At 39.7% G+C, this 21,941-nt stretch carries 19 protein-coding genes; 14 read left to right on the top strand and 5 right to left on the bottom strand.

Features of this window, described 5'->3' with window-relative positions:
* Window positions 1-6: 6 nt before the first annotated feature.
* Window positions 7-1,083, bottom strand: coding sequence for a FecR family protein (locus CWB75_RS13265; protein ID WP_109874830.1), 1,077 nt, complete (start codon window positions 1,081-1,083; stop codon window positions 7-9).
* A complete protein-coding gene (locus tag CWB75_RS13260; protein WP_138570905.1) occupies window positions 1,080-1,637 on the bottom strand; it encodes an RNA polymerase sigma factor in 558 nt (185 codons plus the stop codon). Before CWB75_RS13260 ends, CWB75_RS13265 begins: the two co-directional genes overlap by 4 nt.
* A 287-nt stretch (window positions 1,638-1,924) precedes the next feature.
* On the opposite strand from CWB75_RS13260, the gene CWB75_RS13255 reads away from it, so the two are divergent.
* The 6 genes from CWB75_RS13255 (at window position 1,925) to CWB75_RS13230 (ending at window position 9,283) form a co-directional block, all read left to right on the top strand.
* Window positions 1,925-2,527, top strand: coding sequence for a PilZ domain-containing protein (locus CWB75_RS13255; RefSeq protein WP_138570904.1), 603 nt, complete (start codon window positions 1,925-1,927; stop codon window positions 2,525-2,527).
* Between the two features lie 120 nt (window positions 2,528-2,647).
* Window positions 2,648-3,703 (top strand): agmatine deiminase family protein, encoded by a 1,056-nt coding sequence (locus tag CWB75_RS13250; protein WP_138570903.1) that lies wholly within the window; start codon window positions 2,648-2,650, stop codon window positions 3,701-3,703.
* Complete coding sequence (locus tag CWB75_RS13245; protein WP_010389610.1) at window positions 3,700-4,593, top strand: carbon-nitrogen hydrolase; 894 nt, start codon at window positions 3,700-3,702, stop codon at window positions 4,591-4,593. The genes CWB75_RS13250 and CWB75_RS13245 overlap by 4 nt, the downstream gene beginning before the upstream one ends.
* 50 nt (window positions 4,594-4,643) lie before the next feature.
* Complete coding sequence (gene mfd / locus CWB75_RS13240; RefSeq protein ID WP_138570902.1) at window positions 4,644-8,117, top strand: transcription-repair coupling factor; 3,474 nt, start codon at window positions 4,644-4,646, stop codon at window positions 8,115-8,117.
* The gene (locus CWB75_RS13235) at window positions 8,117-8,953 is read left to right on the top strand and encodes a peptidoglycan binding protein CsiV (protein ID WP_138570901.1); all 837 of its coding nucleotides are present in this window, start codon (window positions 8,117-8,119) and stop codon (window positions 8,951-8,953) included. Before mfd ends, CWB75_RS13235 begins: the two co-directional genes overlap by 1 nt.
* A gap of 75 nt (window positions 8,954-9,028) precedes the next feature.
* Complete coding sequence (locus CWB75_RS13230) at window positions 9,029-9,283, top strand: DUF3862 domain-containing protein (RefSeq protein ID WP_075169391.1); 255 nt, start codon at window positions 9,029-9,031, stop codon at window positions 9,281-9,283.
* A 38-nt stretch (window positions 9,284-9,321) separates the two neighbouring features.
* Here the strand turns inward: CWB75_RS13230 and CWB75_RS13225 are convergent, their stop codons facing one another.
* The 3 genes from CWB75_RS13225 to CWB75_RS13215 form a co-directional block, all read right to left on the bottom strand.
* A complete protein-coding gene (locus tag CWB75_RS13225; RefSeq protein WP_010389605.1) occupies window positions 9,322-10,689 on the bottom strand; it encodes a hypothetical protein in 1,368 nt (455 codons plus the stop codon).
* Window positions 10,690-10,796: 107 nt separating this feature from the next.
* On the bottom strand, window positions 10,797-13,244 hold the full coding sequence (locus tag CWB75_RS13220; protein ID WP_138570900.1) for a TonB-dependent receptor: 2,448 nt from the start codon (window positions 13,242-13,244) through the stop codon (window positions 10,797-10,799).
* A gap of 721 nt (window positions 13,245-13,965) precedes the next feature.
* Entirely contained in the window at window positions 13,966-14,406 is a 441-nt protein-coding gene (locus tag CWB75_RS13215) for a hypothetical protein (protein ID WP_138570899.1), read from the bottom strand.
* A 337-nt stretch (window positions 14,407-14,743) separates the two neighbouring features.
* On the opposite strand from CWB75_RS13215, the gene ccoN reads away from it, so the two are divergent.
* From ccoN to CWB75_RS13175, 8 genes are all read left to right on the top strand, one after another.
* On the top strand, window positions 14,744-16,177 hold the full coding sequence (ccoN, locus tag CWB75_RS13210) for a cytochrome-c oxidase, cbb3-type subunit I (protein ID WP_010389600.1): 1,434 nt from the start codon (window positions 14,744-14,746) through the stop codon (window positions 16,175-16,177).
* A 12-nt stretch (window positions 16,178-16,189) separates the two neighbouring features.
* Window positions 16,190-16,864 (top strand): cytochrome-c oxidase, cbb3-type subunit II, encoded by a 675-nt coding sequence (gene ccoO / locus CWB75_RS13205; RefSeq protein ID WP_008109817.1) that lies wholly within the window; start codon window positions 16,190-16,192, stop codon window positions 16,862-16,864.
* Window positions 16,865-16,870: 6 nt separating this feature from the next.
* Complete coding sequence (locus CWB75_RS13200) at window positions 16,871-17,056, top strand: cbb3-type cytochrome oxidase subunit 3 (protein WP_010389598.1); 186 nt, start codon at window positions 16,871-16,873, stop codon at window positions 17,054-17,056.
* Window positions 17,053-18,087 carry a cytochrome-c oxidase, cbb3-type subunit III gene (ccoP, locus tag CWB75_RS13195; RefSeq protein WP_010389597.1) on the top strand — a complete coding sequence of 345 codons (1,035 nt, stop codon included), beginning with the start codon at window positions 17,053-17,055 and terminating at the stop codon, window positions 18,085-18,087. Before CWB75_RS13200 ends, ccoP begins: the two co-directional genes overlap by 4 nt.
* A 149-nt stretch (window positions 18,088-18,236) precedes the next feature.
* Window positions 18,237-18,728 carry a FixH family protein gene (locus tag CWB75_RS13190; RefSeq protein ID WP_010389596.1) on the top strand — a complete coding sequence of 164 codons (492 nt, stop codon included), beginning with the start codon at window positions 18,237-18,239 and terminating at the stop codon, window positions 18,726-18,728.
* 8 nt (window positions 18,729-18,736) lie between these two features.
* Window positions 18,737-21,109: a heavy metal translocating P-type ATPase gene (locus CWB75_RS13185; protein ID WP_138570898.1), complete on the top strand. Its 2,373-nt coding sequence runs from the start codon at window positions 18,737-18,739 to the stop codon at window positions 21,107-21,109.
* Entirely contained in the window at window positions 21,106-21,273 is a 168-nt protein-coding gene (gene ccoS, locus CWB75_RS13180; protein WP_008109812.1) for a cbb3-type cytochrome oxidase assembly protein CcoS, read from the top strand. The genes CWB75_RS13185 and ccoS overlap by 4 nt, the downstream gene beginning before the upstream one ends.
* Window positions 21,266-21,937, top strand: coding sequence for a sulfite exporter TauE/SafE family protein (locus CWB75_RS13175; RefSeq protein ID WP_138570897.1), 672 nt, complete (start codon window positions 21,266-21,268; stop codon window positions 21,935-21,937). Before ccoS ends, CWB75_RS13175 begins: the two co-directional genes overlap by 8 nt.
* Window positions 21,938-21,941 lie beyond the last annotated feature (4 nt).

Below are 21,941 nucleotides of genomic sequence, written 5' to 3'. Positions count from 1 at the left end.
CATTACCTATGATTTTTTTTGATATTTTAAACTAACAACATGCTCGCCTAAACGTTCATGCTCAATTGAAAAATTATTTTGTAAGCTCTCTAACAGCCCTGCAACATCACCTGCTTTGAAGACGCCAGCCACTTTAATGCGCGCTAATTCATCAGATGACAGTTCAAATCGCGTGGCGGTATAACGGCTAACTTCGTTTAAGGCATCAACCAGTTGCTCGCCATTGAATATCAACATGCCATTTTGCCATGCTAAATCGCGTTGTACGTCATCAACCGATAATTGTGTAATTGGTTTAGTTACGCTCTGTTCAATAATAGCTTTTTCACCCGATATCACTATATTGGCATTGATCTGGCGGATTTCGTGATTGCTGTTATCAGCTTGCTGATACGCTTTAAAATCGTCAGCATTAACAGCAACACTAGGGTCGGTGATCATCACTTTACCTTCAGTTACTACCAATTCGAGATCAGAAGAGGTATTGCGCTGCACATTAAATACTGTACCAAGCGCGGTAAAGCTTTTATCCCCCGCCATCACACTAAACGGGCGTGATGCATCTTTAGCTACATTAAAACGCCCTTCTCCACGGCTTAGTAATAACTGTCTACGTCCTTGGCTATAAGCGACTTCTAGTGAACTATTAGTATTAAGCTGAACTATTGTGCCATCTGGTAAAACATAGGTTGCTTGCTCGCCAACCTTTGTTTTATAAATTTTTGTGTAATTTACTTTAGCTAAATTTTGGTTAAAGTTGCTCCCCATGTTCAGCAAAAAGTAGCTGCACATCATTAAAGCTGCAACAACACTTGCCGCAATACCGTATACATAAGCAGGCTTTGTTTTAATGCCTGCAGAGTGCTTATTAGGAAACAATACGCTGAGCTCGTTAAGCACACTTAAGTCATCCCATAATTGTGCTAATTCATATACCGCATTCTGATGAGCCGTGCTTTGTAGCATCCAAAGTTTGAATTGCTCTTGCTCTTGTATATTTAAGCCACGATCAATCGCACTTATCCATTGCGATGCTTTTTCTAAGATTAATTCTTTTGAAGTAAATTGATGGATGTTACTCATTTTACTGCCCTCACTATGTTCGCACTTTGTTGGCAATGTTCACTCTCATCTTGCACTTGATCGCGCATATGTAGCATGGTGTTTAGTAGCCCTTTAGCAATGTGCTTTTCTACCGTACTTTGACTTAGCTGCATTTGCTGTGCGATCTCTTTTTGGCTCATCCCATATACTTTTTTTAATATAAAACATTTTCTCACTACAGGGCTTAGCTGCTCAGTAGCACGACAAAATAGTAAAAAACGTTCTTTGGAGGTGTATTCATCTTCTAATTGCATTGATTTAAGCAATTTAGGAAGTTCAGTTTCGTGATTTAAAGGAGTACTAAATTTATTATCCCATTTAGCTATATGATTTAGGGCGAGATGTTTAGCTGTTTTCAACATATAGCTGCGGGTGTATTGAATATCTTGTTTTAGCTCTGCTTCATAACTTTTAACAAAGGTTTCTTGAACAATATCATCAACATCGTCAGGTAACACAATTTTAGACACAAAGCGCCGCAGTTGCGTGGATATATCTGAGAATGTACTGGCTAATTTAATTCCTCGAGCCACGTGGGTAGTCCCTTGTTATTATTATTACGGTAAGATTACGAGTTTTATGGTTAATTACAAGGCATTTTGTTAATTATTGGTTATTTATTAGTTGCGAATATACGTACTCAGTATAAATGTATTAATATTTATTATATTATTAATCATTATGGCTGTATTAAAAGTAGCACCCCTAGCGTTTTTATAGTGAAGCCAAACCCTTATTTAGCTTAATTTTTATTGGGTTGCTGTGTAGTAATTTAATAACCGCAACGCTACTATTAACGGATAGAGGCTAGGAGTTAAAAATGAATAATCAAAAATTAGCTGATTTTGAGCTTTACTTTCAAATTGAAGAGAGCAATCGCGTCAATCTATTTGCCGTAGATGACGCAGTGGTACCAAAAAGTTTGGCTGAACTAGACGCAGATATTCCGCCTTTATTTAAACTTGCTAACGAAGTCAGTAGTTTAGATCAAAGCGCTTTAGGCCCTTTGCGTAACTTAGGAGATATTGCCCAAGAACTGACGACGTTTTTACAAGCCCAGTCGCGTAAAATAGATTTGATCATGAGCCATATTTTAGCTTCAGAACAACCTGAAGATAACTCAATTTATTGCGACAGTTATGGCGGCGGCGGAATTAAGTTTACCAGTAAACATTTGTACACATTAGGTCAGAAATTTCGTACCAAACTGTTTTTACAGCATGAAGCCTCTGCGGTGTATTGTTATAGCGAAGTTGTTGCTATAGAAAAACAAGACAATGAGCATTACCAGTATACCCTGCTATTCGTATCAATAAGAGACAGTGATCAAGAGTTGGTTGTTAGAGCCAGTTTACATGCGCAAACACGCCAACTTAAAAAGCGCCAACAACTTGAAAAAGCGAAAGAGAGTTCAAACGAGTAACACGAGTGTTTATTTACCTGTTTAAATCGCTTTAAATTGTAGTTCAAACGTTTATTTAAAAGTGACTTAGCTGTAATTGAACTGCTAAACTAGCTCCATCTTTATTTGTATTAAAAATCCATGAACTTTAGACTTTTACCTGAATGGGCCGAGCAAGATGCAGTTATGCTTACATGGCCTCATAAAAATACCGATTGGGCTGATAATTTAGCACGTGTTGAACCCGTTTATATTGAACTTGCAAAACATATTACTGCGCAACAAGCCTTAGTGATTGTAGCTCATGATGAAATATTAAAAACCCACATTAACTCATTACTAAATGATGCTGGTATTGAGCAGACCCGTGTATATTTTGTTGTTACTCCCACTAACGATACGTGGGCGCGCGACCATGGCCCACTTACGTGCAGCGCTATAGAAAAGCCAGATCAATTAAAAGTCTACGACTTTACCTTTAATGGCTGGGGTAATAAGTTTGAAAGTGCCCTTGATAATCAAATAAACCACACATTAGTTAAACAGCTAAGCAATACAAACAACCAGTATCAAGCCCTCGATATGGTGCTTGAAGGCGGTGGTATTGAAATTAATGAACATGGTGTATTGCTAACAACTAGCGAATGTTTACTGAATAAAAACCGTAACCCTGATTTAAACCCAAGTGACATAGAAGTACTTTTAAAAGCGCATTTAGGCGCTACTGATTTTTTATGGGTTGATCATGGTTATTTAGCCGGTGACGACACCGATAGCCACATTGATACGCTAGTGCGCTTTGCACCTAACAACACCCTTGTGTATGTAAAATGTGACGATAAAAGCGATGAGCATTTTAGCGCGCTAGATGCCATGGAAAAACAACTACAAAGCTTTAAAACTGCTGATAACACCTCATATAAGCTAATTGAGTTACCTTGGCCAAAAGCCGTGTATGACGATGAAAATACGCGTCTACCTGCCACCTATGCAAATTACTTAATTATAAATAACGCAGTATTAGTGCCTATTTATGACGATGTAAACGACCAACGTGCTTTAACACAAGTTCAAAAAGCATACCCAGAGCACACAATTATTGGTGTAAATTGCTTACCTATTATTGAGCAATTTGGCAGTCTTCACTGCATTACAATGCAATTACCTCGTGGATTTTTAGCTGGAGCAGCACAATGACAAGCCCTGCACATTTATCAGTTGCCTTAGTGCAACAAAGCAACAGTGACAACGCTGAACATAATATTGAAAAGTCAATTGCGGGCATTCGCGATGCAGCTAGTAAAGGCGCGCAACTTGTTGTATTACAAGAGTTACACCGCAGTTTATATTTTTGCCAAACCGAAGACGTTGATGTATTTGATTTGGCCGAAACAATACCAGGTCCAAGTAGCAACACTTTAGGCGAACTCGCAAAAGAGCTCGGTATTGTTATTGTAGCTTCATTATTTGAGAAACGTGCTACGGGTCTTTATCACAATACCGCCGTGGTGCTTGAAAAAGACGGCAGCATTGCAGGTAAATACCGTAAAATGCATATTCCAGACGACCCAGGGTTTTATGAAAAATTTTACTTTACTCCCGGGGACTTAGGCTTTGAGCCTATTCAAACCTCAGTAGGTAAGCTTGGCGTACTGGTGTGTTGGGACCAATGGTTTCCTGAAGCCGCGCGCTTAATGGCAATGGCCGGTGCTGAACTTTTAATTTACCCAACAGCCATTGGCTGGGATCCACGCGATGATAAAGACGAGCAAACTCGCCAAAAAGATGCTTGGGTTATTTCACAGCGAGCGCATGCAGTTGCTAATGGCGTTCCGGTGATTAGCTGTAATCGAGTTGGTCATGAAAGCGACCCTAGCGGTCAAAGTGACGGCATTCAATTTTGGGGCAACTCGTTTATTGCAGGCCCTCAAGGCGAGATGTTGGCAGAGGCTGATAACCAAAATGAACAAATATTAATGGTAAAACTTGATCAAAAACGTAGCGAGAACGTAAGACGTATTTGGCCGTATTTACGCGACCGTAGAATTGATCATTATCAAGATTTAACAAAAATTTACCGTGACTAAATAATAATGTGGCTCTTACTCGTTAAGAGCCTAATTTAATGGAGTAATTAATGGCGTTTGAGCAATGGGCAGCCTTGCCTTGGGTAAAATCTCAAAAAGATAAAATTCAATGGGGCGAACTTCTAGGCAGTGGCTTAAGCATTGCTATTGCACAAGGTGTTAAGCAGCAAGACAACTTAGTGTTAATTGTTACCCCTGATACACCAAGTGCTCTGCGCCTTGAAACCGAATTAGAGTACTTGCTGCCTGATAACCCAGTAATGGTTTTTCCAGATTGGGAAACATTGCCTTATGATCACTTCTCGCCCCACCAAGATATTATTTCAGCACGTTTAGCAACACTCAACACACTGAAAAAAGAGCAACAAAGCGTACTCATTGTTCCGGTATCAACCTTGATGCTGCGCACTGCCCCAGCATCATTTATATACGGCTCAACGCTGAATTTTAAAGTAGGCGATAGATTAGATACTCATGCTCTGCGGGACAATTTAGAGCAAGCGGGTTACTTACATGTGCAACAAGTCATGGAGCATGGCGAGTACGCTATACGCGGCTCAATTGTTGATTTATACCCCATGGGGAGTAAGCATCCATTTAGGCTCGACTTTTTTGATGATGAGCTTGATACCATCCGTTTATTTGATGTGGAAACTCAGCGCTCAGACGAAAAAGTAGAAAAAATTGAGCTACTACCTGCTCATGAGTTTCCTACTAACGAATCAGATATTGAACGTTTCAGAATAAGCTATCGTGAAAAATTTGGCGCAAGTGCTGAGCAAGACTCAGTCTACATGCAGGTCAGCAAGGGTAATTGGCCAGCAGGTATAGAATATTACATGCCGCTGTTTTTTGAAGGCTTAGCAACCATTTTTGACTACTTGCCTGACTCAACAACCGTCATGCAATTAGGGGATTTAGAGCATGCAGCAGATAACTTTTGGCACGATGTTAATGTACGCTATGAGAACCGCCGAGTAGATCCTCTGCGCCCACTATTACCGCCCGATGAGTTATATCAGCCAATTAATGAGCTGTTTTCTAATTTAGGCAATTATGGCCGCATTCGTCTATCTCAAGCAAAGTTAGGCACAAAAGCAGGCAATAAAAATCTCGCAGTTAATGAGTTGCCCAATGTACGCATCGATCATAAACAACATCAACCCTACGATGCATTTATAAATTATGTGGCAGAACAAAAAAAGAAAAAAGGCCGAGTTGTTATTAGCGTTGAGTCGGACGGTCGACGCGAATCATTACTGAGTATATTAAAACCCAGCGGCTTAAAATTTAAAGAGTTTGATAGCTTTGAGCAGTTTACCAACAGCAGTAATGACGTTGGTTTAATTGTCAGTCCGCTTGAGCAAAGTGTGGTGCTTAGCACAAAACCTAGCTTGAGCATTATTACCGAGCAAGAATTGCTTGGGATTAAAGTATCACAACGTAGACGCCGTAAGCACAAGTATGAAGCAAGCCAAGACGCGTTAATTCGTAACTTAGCAGAACTTAAAGAAGGTCAACCGGTTGTGCACCTTGACCATGGTGTGGGCCGTTATCAAGGGCTGCAAACGATTGATGCCGCCGGTGTGGTGACTGAATTTGTGACTATTACTTATGCAGGTGAGGCAAAACTGTATGTGCCGGTATCGGCACTTCATATGCTTAGTCGTTACTCTGGGGGTGAAGAGGCCAGTGCGCCACTGCATAAGCTCGGCTCTGATGCCTGGGATAAAGCGAAAAAACGCGCCGCTGAAAAAGTACGCGATGTGGCTGCAGAGTTACTCGACATTTATGCACAACGCCAAGCTAAACCTGGTAATAAGTTTACGCTTGATGGCCAAGCTTATCGCCAATTTAGCGATAGCTTCCCGTTTGAAGAAACGGATGACCAGCGTAACGCCATTGAAGCGGTACTTGGTGACATGCAGTCAAAACAAGCCATGGATCGTTTAGTATGTGGTGATGTGGGTTTTGGTAAAACCGAAGTAGCCATGCGTGCAGCCTTTGTAGCGGTTAACGATAATAAGCAGGTGGCTATTTTAGTCCCTACCACCCTACTTGCTCAGCAACACTACGATAACTTTAAAGACCGCTTTGCTGATTTTCCAATTGAAGTGGGTGTGCTGTCACGTTTTAATTCGACCAAAGAGCAAAAAGAAACCCTTGAAAGAATGAGTGATGGCAAGCTAGATGTGGTTATTGGCACTCATAAATTGATTCAACAAGATATCAACTTTAAAGATTTAGGTCTGTTAATTGTTGATGAAGAGCATCGATTTGGGGTTCGTCAAAAAGAAAAAATTAAAGCCCTGAGAGCAGATGTTGACATACTCACTCTGACCGCAACCCCTATTCCGCGTACATTAAATATGGCGATGAGTGGCATGCGTGATTTATCAATTATTGCCACTCCACCGGCTAAACGTTTAGCGGTTAAAACCTTTGTACGCCAACGCGACGAAGAGCTTATTCGCGAAGCGGTACTACGTGAAATTAAACGTGGCGGCCAAGTATACTTTTTACATAACAACGTAGAAACCATTGAACGTGTCGCTCAAGAAATTAGCGAATGGGTGCCAGAAGCAACAGTAACCTCTGCACATGGTCAAATGCGAGAGCAAGAGCTTGAGCAAATAATGACTGATTTTTATCATCAAAAATACAATGTTCTTGTGTGTACCACGATTATTGAGACCGGTATTGATGTGCCCACAGCAAACACCATAATTATGGATAGAGCCGATAAACTTGGTCTTGCTCAGCTACACCAATTACGCGGACGTGTAGGTAGAAGCCATCACCAAGCCTATGCTTATTTACTTACCGGCAACCCTAAGGCACTCTCTAAAGATGCGAAAAAACGTTTAGACGCGATTGCATCACTGGAAGATTTAGGTGCAGGCTTTGCCTTAGCAACTCATGATTTAGAAATTCGTGGTGCGGGTGAGTTATTAGGCGATGATCAATCAGGGCAAATGCAAACCATTGGCTTTAATTTATATATGGAAATGCTTGAGCAGGCCGTTAACGCGCTTAAAAATGGTCAAGAGCCAACTCTTGAAAATCTATTACAAAAACAAACAGAAGTAGACTTAAAGTTACCTGCCTTGTTACCTGATGATTATATTCATGATGTTAACGCGCGTTTAGGTATGTACAAGCGAGTAGCAAGTTGTGCTAACCTTGCTGATATTGATGAGCTTCAAGTTGAATTAATAGACCGCTTTGGTTTATTACCCGATGCAGCTAAAAACTTATTTAGTTTACAACAACTAAAGATGCAAGCGAGTAATCTAGGCATAACCAAAATAGAGGCTAACCCGAAAGGGGGCTACTTTGAGTTTAGTCAAAATACTAAGGTTAATCCTAGCTTCATTATTGGTTTGATACAAAGTGCGCCACATATTTATAAGATGGATGGCGCAAATAAATTACGCTTTGCCATTAGCGAGGCGAATGCCCGTGAACGCTTAAAAATGATCACTGCTATGATTACAGATTTCGAAAAAAAGGTTAGCCATTAATGTTGCTGAAAAAATCGCTGGTTGTTTTATGCTGCTTGTTTAGTAGTACTGCATTTGCAGAGCGTTGGTTTGAAGTAGAAGTGTTGATATTTAAACAACGCCCTGCTCCATACCTACAAGAAGACTTTAGCTTAAAGCACGACGCTATAGAAGATAAAAATACCTTAGATTTACTAAGCCCTGTTTATAAAAAGCAAGCAATGGACGCGTGTATAAATGGCGATCCGCGTTTTCAAAAACGTTCCTTTGCTGACACTCTAGTCAACTCAAATCCTCAGTCAGCAGCGTGTAACGACAGCATTGATTATGTAAAAAGTTACGATGTGTTACCAGTAATACCTCAAGCACCAGCACAAGAGACGATGGAGCAAACTTACCTGCTAGCCCCTGAGCAGTTACAGTTTGAGTCACAACGCCAAGCGTTAAACCGCAAAGGGCTAATCCCTTTATTGCATACTGGGTGGCGATTTGAAGGTGCGAGCAAATCACGTTCGCCTAGTATTCACTTGTTTGCAGGCAGCCAATTAAAAAACAATATGAACACCGCGATTAGTTACGCCGATTCTGATTTTATTAGCTTAATAAATAGACCTGAGCCACTATTTGACGAAGCTCAATCTTCCGACATGAAATGGGAGTTAGATGGGCTATTTAAAATACACTTGCGCCATTACTTATTTATTAATGCACACTTTGATATAAGTGAAAAACGTGACAATGGCGATCTAGAGTCAGCCCGTTTTTCACAGTTTAGACGGGTGTTTAGTGAAGACATTCATTATTTTGATCACCCTCGTATGGGGATGATTGTGCAAATTCGAAAATTTAACCATTAACAGTATTTAGGGTCTGTTGACCTTTGCAAATTTAACCTTGAAAGATCAACAGACCCCAATCAAAGGAAAATAACAATGAAAAAATTACTCATTATTGCAGCGGCACTGACTCTTGCTGCTTGTTCAAAAGTAAACTTAGAAAATTATGAAAAGATTAAAATTGGTATGGACAAAACAGAAGTTGAAGCTCTTTTAGGCAGTGCTGATAATTGTGTAGAAAAAACACTGCATACTAGTTGTACTTGGGGTAATGACGCTAAAAATATCGAAATTACCTTAGTATCAGACAAAGTAACGCTATACAGCAAAAAAGGACTAACGGATAAATAGTCTAGTTTAGTTTAAGTAAAGAAGAGGAATAACCTGTGTTATTCCTCTTTTTTAGTGTCACTGGTGTAAATTAGCTCTATATTAACAATTTTACTGCGATTTAAAGTGATTTTATAGCGTTGATACAGCGCATTATCAGATTCGGTTAAAACCAATACCATATTTAATTGGTAGCGTCTTTCGACTCCCTGCTTAGAAATTTTATTATTTTCTAAATGGTACAGCTTCCCTTCCCCCTTTTTTAAATAACGTGCAAACGGTGCAAGATTAAATTGCAGTGTTTGCTGTAAGCTATCGTAGCCTGGCAAAAACTCTTTAGCACTGACCCGCGTTTCACTAGCAAAATGCAGCCATTGCGCCGCCTGTTTATTTTGCTGACGACGCTTAGAGAAAATTTTCCTCACTTCTTTAGGGATTTTTTTAAACCGCGTGTATTCTAACCAAATAAACTGGCTCGCTACTTTATCTTTTGTAATACTGTTTTTAAAAATAAACCGCCATTTTGGCCGCCCTCGCACAATAGCACGCCAAATAATACGGGTAATATCTTCTTTAAATATTTCTCTCAGCCCGTAAATAACCCCTAAAATTAAAATTAATGAAGCGGTTATTTCAGTAAAGGTAGAGCGCGCATTGAGTATTACTACCATCACAAAAGCCATTATAACGGCTGTTACAGAGCCTTTTACCAAACGTTTTAAATAACTATTTAGATAACGGGTTTGGCGCTGCAAAATCACTCCATGCTCTATTAAACGCTGTAATAGGCGCATTTTATTGGTAATTCTGTTGGCGTCTTTAAGTGTTGAGTCAGAATTATATTGTTGCTCTGCCCGATACTCACTCTCTGACTTACAAAAGTTTAATAAGTCATTTCGCTCTTTAGCGTGATCGCTACTACGCGGCCCTTCATCAAGCAGCTTTAAAAACGTTTGTTCAATCTGCCAGCTTAGGTAGTTATCGGCATTGGTATAAAACGGGATCAGCTTTTCGTTATCAGGGGTGTAACGTCTGAGTTTTCTGAGTAGACTTTGGCTTTGCTCGCAAAGCTCCATAGCCCGTTGATAAAATTCATCGCTTTCTTGAATTTTTAACGCATCTTTAATATCAGCATCAATAGCAAGGCGTACTTGATAACAATATAAATTTAGATTTTGTCGGTAGTCTTGTTGCTCCCCTTTGTTTTTACTCACAAAGCGGCTTCTTACCAATGGAAGATGGATATTATTAGCGTTGTAGGCTACAAAAGATTTAAATTGATTATTAAAGTAAGACTCTTCGCTAAGTGTTTGTGCATTAATACCCATTTCATTTGGGATAGAAAAATAAAGATCGAGACGCTGCTCTGCACGCGGTGATAATTGCGGTTCAATAACAAACGATAAATTTTCGTCTTGCTTTAACAATGATGCCTCCTTTGGTTATCTACCTGAGTTTACGTGCCTCTTTAATTTTGTTCAACAAAAAAGGCCTAGTAAATACTAGGCCTTTTAATGGTTCTAATTAGTTAAAATTAGAATTTAACGTTTACGCTTGCGAAGATACGCGAACCAATTACGTCGTAAAGCTCAGGAACAGTACCCATGTCATTACCACCTAGCACGGTCTCAGGCTCTTTATCAAAGATATTATTCATACCACCTGTTAAACGAACATCGTCGTTTAAGTTGTAGCTCATAGAGATATCATGGTAAACAGTGTCGTCTGTGCTAAAGAATTCGCCATAGTACTCACCGTCCATACCTTTAATGTAACGAGCGTTGTAAAGCACGCTGATATCATCATTAATATCGTAGTTAACTGAAAGGTTTGACTTAATTTCAGAGTAACCACCAATGTTACCATCAATAGTACCTGTGTAATCAATTTCGTCTTGCTCAAACTCAATTAAGTAAGTGGTGTCTAGGTTGATACGGTAGTTATCAGCTGTATAAGAGATATTCCAGTCAATACCTGATGTATCTTGTGCGCCAACATTTGTTAATGCAGAACTTAATTCAGATAAGTCACCATCAGCTGTAATGTTTACTGCTGCACATGATTGCGTATTTCCAGCAAAACAGTTACGCATTTCATTTTGTACATCTAAACGCGTAATTGCATTAGTGATATCAAACTTCCAGTAATCTAATGTAGTTGATAAACCGTCTGCAACTTCCCACACTAAACCGAACGTGAATGATCTGCTTTCTTCTGCTTGAAGATTATCATCGCATGTGTAATTAACTTCGATTTGTGGATCTTGCTCGTTACCCCATGGATCTTCTAGGTAATCGAATGAACCTGTATTACCGCCAAACAGCTCAGCAACATTTGGGGCTCTAAAACCAGTAGCAAGTACAGAGCGAACCATAAAGCTATCGGTTACATTCCAAGTAGCACCTAGTTTCCACGTTGTTTCACCACCAAATGTTGAGTAGTTATCGTAACGTGCAGCACCTTCTAGAGTAACTGAATCAAGCACTGGCATAGACGCTTCAAAGTATACAGATTGAACAGAGTAATCACCGTCTGTCGGATCTTGCTGCGCTGCTGTACTTTCGCCTCTTTGAGTAATTAAATCTGGCGTGTAAAAACCACTTTCAAATCTATTTTCTACACCAATTGCGTAACCAATGTCACTTTCTGTAACAGCACTGTATCCCGCAGATAGAATGAACTGCTCATTACCACCTTCGTTTGACTCTGTGTAAAGAGAGTTGCTTGATACTAAAAGCTCACGATTAATTGCATCACCACTGAACCAAAGGGCTTGGTCACCATAAATGCTTTGTTCCATGTTTCCTGCATGGATTGAGTTTTGAACCTTATCTTCTGAGTCATTACGACCGTAAGTTGCGCTGATATCCCAGCTTGCATCGTTATCTAAAAGACCTTGCAATGCAACAGACGCTCTGTATGTATCGGTTTTTTGCTCATAGATACGCGGGCCCGCATCAACCATTCTGCGGCGGTACTCTAATGAATCGGCTAATACACCATCTTCATCGATAAATGCATTAGTGTATGTATTACTAAGCTTTGTAGTATCTAAATCAATACTTGCAGGCTGTGGCGCTAACTGCTGGCTTGAATCACGACGTGTGTACATTAAATCAACGTTAAACGTTGTATCTGAATCAAGTTCTTTATTGAAGCTACTGAATACACTATATAAATCACTTGGTGTTTGTGCATAGCTTGAAGGTGTGTAGTCATAACAAGTGTCACGATCTTTAAATCCACCTTGGCCATTTGGCGCTTTGCCACCTAAAGTACCTTCTGGAATATAAGAAGAACAACCTGGCTCAACAAATTTACGATCTGATTGAATGATATCGCCACGGTTTGTGTACTGAGCACCAAATACTAGGTTACCGTCAGCCACTTGCATACCATGAAGTAAACTAACACCATAGTTTGTGCCATCGCCTTTGGTAGTTTGACTACCTTCAACGTTTACTTCAGAGCCTTCAAAATCTTTTTTCGTGATGATATTTACAACACCAGCGATAGCGTCTGAACCGTAAACAGCTGATGCACCATCTTTTAAGATTTCGATTGATTTAATCATTGCAACCGGAATCGTATTTAAATCAACAGAAGAATCAGCACCAGTGCCTGATGAAACCATACGACGGCCGTTTAATAAAACCAGAGTACGCTGTGCACCCATACCACGAAGATTAACTGTAGCAGAGCCACCAGAGCCATTGTTACTAGTTCCACCTAAGCTCATACCTGCAGCTGACGGTTGGTTTGAAAGCACATCAGCAACTGAGGTGTAGCCACTTTTAGCAATAAAGTCATCACCAATTACAGTGATTGGACTAGCCGTTTCCATATCAGTACGGTTAATGCGAGAACCCGTTACTTGAATTTTTTCAATTGACTTTGCTGCTTCGTCTGCAGCTAAAACCTGAACACTTGAGAACATTGGGATTGCTGCAATAACAGCTAAACCAAGAGTTGATTTTTTCATGAATGAACCCTACTTGTTGAATTTACCTAAATTGGCAACACTCACTTTTATGAGATTTTTGAGTGAGCGGGAGCAACTTAGGCGCCCTTAACTGAATGAAAACTTAACAACAGAATAATAAAAGACCACCCTTATTTGCATGTACACAAAAAAGGTACCGTTGTTAAGCATTGTTTCATTGTTAATTAATAAAAACACTTAAAAATCAATCGCTAAAGCAAGCTTAATCACATAAAAAACACACGTGAAATCAAATGGGTTAAGTTTGTAATCAAATGTAATTATCGGGGTGGTGTGCCCTAAACAGGAAAATTAACATGTTAATCACAGATCGTTATTAAAAAGGTAAAACTAGGTGTTAATTACTAACCATATTTATGCAAGTAGATTGTTTATTTAGTCTGAATAATTTTGCTATATGCTTTAACCAGGTAAATTTTATGCTTATAGTGAATTTCGAGCTCACTACACATTAATAAAAAACAGCTGTTAAATCGACGAGGGCTTTATAAATGTATTTGTGGATAATAAAGGATGGCTATAATCTTTAAAGCAAGTAGATGTGTAAAAGGGATACTTATTTATTAAGTTAAAATACTTACACTAACAGACGTGCTTCAGTTTCAGGTAACTACTACATGTGAGGTAAAGGACAATGGGCTTTGCCACTAGAGTTATACGGAAATAGCGTAGTTGAAAAACCACACTATAGTAAAAACTTTCAATAAGTGACGCTAAAATAGTAATCAACATTACTACTTATGCCAGTATTTTTATTGCTAGTAGTAAGTACAAGCTTCCACACCATATTTTGCTCTGAGCAAATCCCAACCATAGTATCGGCCAACCAAATATTCCTTTGCTCGGTAAACTGCAATGGAATGTAACCCATATACATAGTTACTCCCTCCAATTTAGCCGCTGTTATTGTTAGATCATTAGGTAAGTGAGCATAAATTGAAAACGGTGTCTCTGGTGATAAGATTTCTTCGCTTAACCAAACCTTAACTTGATTTTCAAAATGACATGGTTTGTTATTTTTACACTCGGTTTGCGATTGGCTTACTTTTGCTGTTGATGTTGATGTTGATGTTGATCCAGAAAAGTCACAACCTAGTAAAAATAATAGAAAAGAAAGTAAGCATACTCTATATATATACATGCAGGTTCTCAAATATCTAATGTATGGGCCCAACATTTAGGGCAAGTTGGTTGATTATCGGCTTTAATGAGTGAGTAAGGTACAAATCACCTCAAAAAATAGACAGCAACTCAATAAAGTTTGATTGATGTCATATTATTACGCAATTGACCTATCTTTTTAAGGCCAAAAAATTTATCATTTCAACCGCAAAAAAAACAAGTATTTCTTGAGATTATTATCTTTAACAACCACATATTGTGGGGTTTGGATAGTATACTTTGGAATAATAGTAGGTCCTACTTTAACAAGTAGGTAATTCATTTCTAAACGCATTTATTGCAGCGGAAGCCAGAAAATGAGCCAAACAGTAGCATCACAAACTGAGTACAATTATAAAGTTGTACGCCAATTCGCTATTATGACAGTGATTTGGGGCATCGTTGGCATGGGTATTGGGGTTCTGATTGCTGCCCAACTAGCTTGGCCAGCACTTAACTTTGACACACCATGGTTAACTTACTCTCGACTTCGTCCGTTACACACGAACGCAGTAATTTTCGCATTTGGTACAAGTGCTCTTTTTGCGACGTCTTATTACGTCGTACAACGCACATGTCAAACGCGCCTTCTTTCAGATAAATTAGCCGCCTTCACCTTTTGGGGTTGGCAGTTAGTGATTGTTCTAGCAGCAATTACTCTACCTATGGGTATTTCAAGTTCTAAAGAGTATGCAGAACTTGAGTGGCCTATCGATATCTTAATTGCTGTTGTTTGGGTAACGTACGCTGTTGTATTTATGGGCACTATTGCTAAACGTAAAGTGGCTCATATTTATGTAGCTAACTGGTTCTATGCTGGTTTCATTATTACTGTTGCAGTACTTCATATTGTTAACAGCATGGCTGTTCCTGTCTCACTAACTAAATCATACTCAATTTACGCCGGTGCGGTTGATGCAATGGTTCAGTGGTGGTACGGACACAACGCTGTAGGTTTCCTTCTTACTGCTGGTTTCTTAGGTATGATGTATTACTTTGTACCAAAGCAAGCAGGTCGTCCAGTTTACTCATACCGTTTATCGGTTGTTCACTTCTGGGCACTTATCTCGCTTTACATTTGGGCAGGCCCTCACCACCTTCACTACACTGCGCTTCCTGATTGGACGCAAAGCTTAGGTATGGTGATGTCTATTATCTTATTTGTACCGTCTTGGGGTGGTATGATCAACGGTATTATGACGCTTTCAGGTGCATGGCATAAGCTACGTACTGACCCGGTACTTCGTTTCTTAGTTGTTTCATTGTCTTTCTACGGTATGTCGACATTTGAAGGCCCAATGATGGCAATTAAATCTGTAAATGCGTTATCGCACTACACAGATTGGACTGTAGGTCACGTACACTCAGGTGCATTAGGTTGGGTTGCAATGATTTCTATCGGTGCTATCTACCACCTTATTCCTGCGTTATTCTCGCAAGGTCGTATGTACAGCATTAAATTAATCAATACACACTTCTGGTTACACACTGTGGGTGTTGTTTTATACATTGTTGCAATGTGGATTTCAGGTGTAATGCAAGGCCTAATGTGGCGTGCAGTTAACTCTGACGGTACATTAATGTACAGCTTTGTTCAGTCGTTAGAAGCCTCTCATCCTTTCTATGTTATGCGTTTCTTAGGCGGTGTATTCATCGTTACAGGTATGCTGGTTATGGCTTATAACGTTTATCGTACAGTTTCAGCGAAAAATAACTCGCTAGAACTTGATGAACAAGCGCAGTTAGCATAACGGAGTCAGATAATGAGCAATAAAAATTCGCAAAATAAACACGAAATTATCGAGAAAAATATCGGCCTTATGGCCATCTTGACTGTTTTCGCAATCAGCTTTGGTGCATTGGTAGAAATTACTCCGCTAATGTTCCAAGACGACACAACTAAACCAGTTGATGGGTTACGCCCGTTAAATGCGCTAGAGTTTGAAGGTCGTGATATTTATGTGCGTGAAGGTTGCGCTAACTGTCACTCACAGATGATTCGTCCATTTCGTGATGAAGTTGAGCGCTATGGTCATTACTCGGTTGCGGGTGAATCAGTATGGGATCACCCATTCCTGTGGGGCTCTAAACGTACTGGTCCTGACTTAGCCCGTGTAGGTAAACGTTACTCAGACGACTGGCATTATGCGCACTTAGTTGACCCTCGTGCAGTGGTTCCTGAGTCGAATATGCCAGGCTTCCCTTGGTTAGCAGAGAACACGCTTGATACAAGCTTAACTCTGAAAAAGCTACAAATTTTCCGTGACACGTTTGCTATTAACCCAGAAAACCCAAAACACCCGGGTTTAGGTTATGGCAGTGACGAGGAATTAATCGCTGACATTGCTAAAGTTGACGCAATGAATGACGGTAAAGGTGCAACAGAAATGCAAGCCCTTATTGCTTATTTGCAACAACTTGGCACACATTTGAAGTAGATTATTATGGACTACGGGACATACAGAGGCATTTTGACTCTGGTAATTTTAGTATTATTTATTGTGATTGTTGGATGGGCATATAGCAAGCGTAGTAAAAGTCGTTTTAAAGACGCTGCTAATGTCATATTTGAAGATGAAAAAAAACACAACAATACACTCTCTAACGAGGAAAAGGGGTCTGAGAAATGACTAGCTTTTGGAGTATATGGGTTATTGTATTAACCCTTGCATGCTTAATCATTATCTTTGGTCTACTAGTTTGGAACTTAAAAAACTATGTAGGTGTAAAAGAAGGTGAAAGCTGTGGACATGAGTTTGACGGCATTGAAGAATTAAACAATCCACTACCAAAATGGTGGACTTACATGTTCTTCGCAACGTTTGTATGGTCTGTTTATTACTTAGCAGCTTACCCGGGTTTAGGTAACTGGGAAGGCTTAGCAAAGTGGACCAGCTCAAACCAAGGTGTTACTTCTTTAACTGAATCGAAAGAAGCAGTCATTGATGCTAAAGAAGATGGCCGCTTTGTAAAGCTAGATGCAGAATATCGCGCTGCTGAAGAGCGTTTTGGCCCAATTTTCAATGAATTGGCACAAATCCCTGTTACTGATTTAGTAGAGTCTAAGTTTGCTGGTGATGCAGCACAACAAGTAGCACTAGAGAACGGTACTAAACATGAGCAAACGCAAGGTCAACTAGCGGTTGAAATTGGTCAGCGCTTATTTGCTCAAAACTGTGCGCAATGTCATGGCTCTGATGCTCGAGGTGGTACAGGCTTCCCTAACCTAACAGATAAAGATTGGTTATACGGTGGTACACCTGACAAAATCAGAGAAACATTACTTTTAGGCCGTGTTGCAGCAATGCCACCTTGGGGTGATGCATTAGGTGAGCAAGGCGTTAAAGAAATGACAGCTTATGTACTTAGCCTATCTGGTCGTACTGTAAACCAAAAAGATGCCGATGCAGGTAAAGCGAAATTCGCGATGTGTGCAGCATGTCATGGTGCAGATGGTAAAGGTTCAGTAGCGCACAACTTACCGTTTGGTGCACCAAATCTAACTGATAACATTTGGTTATACGGTGGTTCTCAACGTGCAGTTGAAGAAACACTTAACCATGGCCGTGCTGGTGTAATGCCTGCTTGGAAAGAGATTTTAGGCGAAGATAAAATTCACCTATTAACTGCTTACGTTTACAGCTTATCGCAAGATAAATAACGATAAAGTTAACAAAACGTTTCAGTTTTAATCTTTTTATTTCAATAGATTAATACAGATCAAAAAAGCCTCCACTCGGAGGCTTTTTTTTAGTCTTTTCGTTCTATTTATTATAATATAGCCGCACATTAATTAATTTTAGAGCGACTATGCAACCGACTCCGTGGTATAAAAATTTTTGGCCTTGGTTTTTAATCTTCTTTCCATTAGCTGCAATTATTGGCTGCATTAGTTTATTTATTACAGCCATTGGTAACGGCCCAGATATGGTTGTGGACGATTACTATAAAAAAGGCAAAGCAATCAACTTAGAGCTGATCAAGTTTGATAAAGCAAAAGCCTTGTATTTACATGGTGACCTAAATGTATCTGATGAGCGAGTAAGCTTTAAATTTACTAAAGGCGATACCAGTAATATTCACGCGCTAAAATTATCGTTTTTTCATCGCACTATAAAAGCACATGATTTTGAAGCTACCCTCACTCCAAATGCTAATCAAGAGTTTACTGCATTATTAGAAAGCTACACGCCTGGTGCTTACTCAGTGTTTATTGAACCCGTTGATGCTAGTTGGAAAATGAAAGAAAGTATTACTTTACCAACCACAGCCACCGTTTTAGTTACTCCTAATTATAAGTAGTATTTAGTATGTCTAAAAATTGCTTTCATTGTCTTGAAAGTGTGCCGGCAGGGTTTAACGCACACGTTATTATAGACAATACCGCTGAGCCAATGTGTTGCATTGGCTGTCAAGCGGTTGCTCAAAACATCATTGACCAAGGAATGACCGACTACTACAAATACCGCACCGTAAGTGCCGGCAAAGTAGAGCAACTTGTCCCTGAACAGCTCGCTTTTATTAAAAGCTATGACAATGAAGATATCCAAGATGAGTTTATTAGCACGCATAACGACAACTCTGAGGTATTACTGAGTGTTGAGGGTATAACCTGCGCCGCCTGTGCATGGCTAATTGAAAAGCAATTATTGAACCTTAAATCGGTAAAACGCGTTGATGTAAATACCTCAACAAATCGTGCCATGATCCACTGGGACAAAAATGCTACGCCTTTAAGTGAACTAATCACCTCGCTGGCTGAAATAGGCTATAAAGCGTACCCCTTCCAATCAGACTTAGAAGCCCAGCAAAAGCAACAAACTGCCAAAGCGTATATTCGTCGTCTTGGTGTTGCAGGTTTGATGACCATGCAAGTGATGATGTTTGCCTTTGCAATGTACTTTGGCATGTTCTCTGGGATGGATAGCAATTTTGAACAGTACTTTAGATGGATCAGTTTAATTCTAGCCACTCCAGTCATTTTATACAGCGCCCTGCCCTTTTTAAGTAATGCAATTAATGGCTTAAAATCAAAACAGCTGAATATGGACTTGCCAGTATCATTGGCTATTTTTGGTGCTTATGGCGCTAGCTGTTATGCCACAGTAATGGAAGTAGGCGAAGTTTACTTTGAATCTATTTGTATGTTTACCTTTTTACTGTTATTAGGTAAATACTTAGAATTTAGAGCGCGTTTAAAAGCCAGTGAATTTACTGCCAACTTGCAAAAGTTGTTACCACTTACTGCACGAACGCTCGATGAGCAAGGTAATGAACACATCATTGCCGCCAAAAAACTCAAACTTAACGATATTGTGTTAATAAAGGCTGGCGAAACCATTCCTGCTGATGGCATATTGGTTAAAGGCAGTACCAGTGTTGATGAGTCTATGATGACCGGCGAACATCAACCAGTACGAAAGTATATTGATCATAATGTGTATGCGGGTACGTTGAATCATGATGGTATTATTGAAATAAAAATCAATAAACTAGGCCAAAACACCCTACTTAATCAAATTATTCGCCTGCAACATAATGCCCTAACAAAACGCCCAAGACTGGTTGAAATTACCGACAAAGTAGCGCAGTGGTTTGTTGCTGTATTATTGGTGTTTGCCTCTCTAACCGCCATTGGTTGGTACCAGGTAGACCCTGATGTTGCTTTTTGGATCACTATATCGGTGTTAGTGGCCACTTGCCCGTGCGCATTAAGCTTAGCAATTCCCACCGCATTAACGTGTGCTGTAGCAACCTTAACCCGCAAAGGTATACTAATTAAGCAAGCACATGTGCTAGAAACCCTATCAAAGCTCACTTTATTTGCTTTTGATAAAACCGGTACGCTTACACAAGGTAAATTTAGCCTCGACGTGGTAGATATACTTAATGATAACTACAGCAAAGAGCAAATTCTTGATATTGCAGCCCAGCTTGAAAGTTACTCTGAACATCCTATTGCCAGTGCATTTAAGGAGTTTAAGGGACAACGTAAATTTGACGATGTACAACTGCATCCAGGTATTGGGATAAGCGCTCAGTTTGATAATACCCATTACGCTATTGGTAAAAGTGGCTGGTTTGACACAAAAAAAACCAACGCACAAGCAACGCTTTACATAAACAAGCAGGCTGTTACACGCTTTTACTTTGTAGATAAAGTTAAAGCTGATGCCGATAAGCTCATTAATGTTTTACAAGCGGCTAACCTTAGTTGCCATATGCTAACTGGTGATGCATCTGATGCCGGTGCCAAAGTCGCTAAAAAATTAAAGCTTGATTCAGTACTTGCAAGCTGCAGTCCAAAAGATAAACAAGTCGCAGTTGAACGCTGGTCATCGCAAGGTGAAATTGTTGCTATGGTTGGTGATGGCGTAAACGACAGCCCAGTATTTGCCAGCGCCCATTTATCTATCGCCATGGAAACCGGTGCCGATATATCTAAAAATAGTGCTGATGTTGTATTGCTAAACAGTGACTTAGCTTCTATCTCGCATTTGTTAACTATTGCTAAACAAACACGACATATAATTAAGCAAAACTTGGCGCTTTCTTTATTATATAATGGCTCTATATTACCGCTAGCGGCTATGGGCTTAGTTGCGCCATGGATGGCCGTTATTGGTATGTCTGCCAGCTCTATTATTGTGATATGTAATTCACTAAGGCTATTAAAGTTATGAGCATAATTTATATTTTAGTTCCTATCGCTATTTTGTTTGTATTAATTGCTATTGGCGTATTTTTTTGGGCAGTAAAAGGCGAGCAATTCTCTGATTTAAACAAGCAAGGCCATAGTATTTTGTTTGAAGACGACAAAGAGCAGCACAATAAAAGTAATGATTGACCCTATTTTTGTTAGCGCTTTTTTAATGGGCTTAATTGGCAGTGGTCATTGCATTGCTATGTGTGGTGGTATTGCCAGCTCATTGCAACTTGCCAGCAATAAACGTCAAACGTGGTTATATTCTCTAGCTTATAACAGCGGTCGAGCTTTAAGTTATATGCTAGCAGGAGCCCTTGTTGCGGGTATTAGTAGCCAGTTTGCTACGCAAAATTCTGCCTTTTCATTATTTTTGTCATTTTTAGCCGGTATTTTTATGTTACTGGTTGGCGTTTATATTATGCGCCTAGCCGCCACCTTACAGTGGCTCGAAAAACTAGGTAAAACCCTCATTTGGCAGCACTTAATTAAACTTAATAAGTATTTAATGCCCATTGATTCGCCTCTAAAAGCGCTTGGTTATGGTGCGTTATGGGGCTGGTTACCGTGCGGTTTAGTATATTCTGCACTTACTTGGGCAATGACCAGTGGCAGTGCCATTAATGGTGCTTTAGTTATGCTGGCATTTGCCCTAGGCACATTTCCTGCCATGATCACCTTAGGCATGGCTGCACAAAAGCTAAATACGCTTTTTAATCACCCATGGACACGAATAACATTAGGCAGTGTTATCATTTGGTATGGTATCTACCTCCTGATCATTGCAACAGATAAGCTAGTGCATTAACATT

Source organism: Pseudoalteromonas sp. S1608 (genome assembly GCF_005887265.1).
Classification (GTDB): Bacteria; Pseudomonadota; Gammaproteobacteria; order Enterobacterales; family Alteromonadaceae; genus Pseudoalteromonas; species Pseudoalteromonas undina.
Note: the sequence above shows the minus strand (reverse complement) of the source record. Positions and strands in the feature narration are given on the sequence as shown.

Excerpts from the sequence above, each read along its gene's own strand:
- CWB75_RS13255 (WP_138570904.1), top strand. The coding sequence starts at position 1,925 with ATGAATAATCAAAAATTAGCTGATTTTGAGCTTTACTTTCAAATTGAA.
- CWB75_RS13215 (WP_138570899.1), bottom strand. The coding sequence starts at position 14,406 with ATGTATATATATAGAGTATGCTTACTTTCTTTTCTATTATTTTTACTA.
- CWB75_RS13175 (WP_138570897.1), top strand. The coding sequence starts at position 21,266 with ATGATTGACCCTATTTTTGTTAGCGCTTTTTTAATGGGCTTAATTGGC.
- mfd (WP_138570902.1), top strand. The coding sequence starts at position 4,644 with ATGGCGTTTGAGCAATGGGCAGCCTTGCCTTGGGTAAAATCTCAAAAA.
- CWB75_RS13200 (WP_010389598.1), top strand. The coding sequence starts at position 16,871 with ATGGACTACGGGACATACAGAGGCATTTTGACTCTGGTAATTTTAGTA.
- CWB75_RS13235 (WP_138570901.1), top strand. The coding sequence starts at position 8,117 with ATGTTGCTGAAAAAATCGCTGGTTGTTTTATGCTGCTTGTTTAGTAGT.
- CWB75_RS13220 (WP_138570900.1), bottom strand. The coding sequence starts at position 13,244 with ATGAAAAAATCAACTCTTGGTTTAGCTGTTATTGCAGCAATCCCAATG.
- CWB75_RS13230 (WP_075169391.1), top strand. The coding sequence starts at position 9,029 with ATGAAAAAATTACTCATTATTGCAGCGGCACTGACTCTTGCTGCTTGT.
- ccoO (WP_008109817.1), top strand. The coding sequence starts at position 16,190 with ATGAGCAATAAAAATTCGCAAAATAAACACGAAATTATCGAGAAAAAT.
- CWB75_RS13265 (WP_109874830.1), bottom strand. The coding sequence starts at position 1,083 with ATGAGTAACATCCATCAATTTACTTCAAAAGAATTAATCTTAGAAAAA.
- ccoS (WP_008109812.1), top strand. The coding sequence starts at position 21,106 with ATGAGCATAATTTATATTTTAGTTCCTATCGCTATTTTGTTTGTATTA.
- CWB75_RS13190 (WP_010389596.1), top strand. The coding sequence starts at position 18,237 with ATGCAACCGACTCCGTGGTATAAAAATTTTTGGCCTTGGTTTTTAATC.
- ccoN (WP_010389600.1), top strand. The coding sequence starts at position 14,744 with ATGAGCCAAACAGTAGCATCACAAACTGAGTACAATTATAAAGTTGTA.
- CWB75_RS13245 (WP_010389610.1), top strand. The coding sequence starts at position 3,700 with ATGACAAGCCCTGCACATTTATCAGTTGCCTTAGTGCAACAAAGCAAC.
- CWB75_RS13185 (WP_138570898.1), top strand. The coding sequence starts at position 18,737 with ATGTCTAAAAATTGCTTTCATTGTCTTGAAAGTGTGCCGGCAGGGTTT.
- CWB75_RS13250 (WP_138570903.1), top strand. The coding sequence starts at position 2,648 with ATGAACTTTAGACTTTTACCTGAATGGGCCGAGCAAGATGCAGTTATG.
- ccoP (WP_010389597.1), top strand. The coding sequence starts at position 17,053 with ATGACTAGCTTTTGGAGTATATGGGTTATTGTATTAACCCTTGCATGC.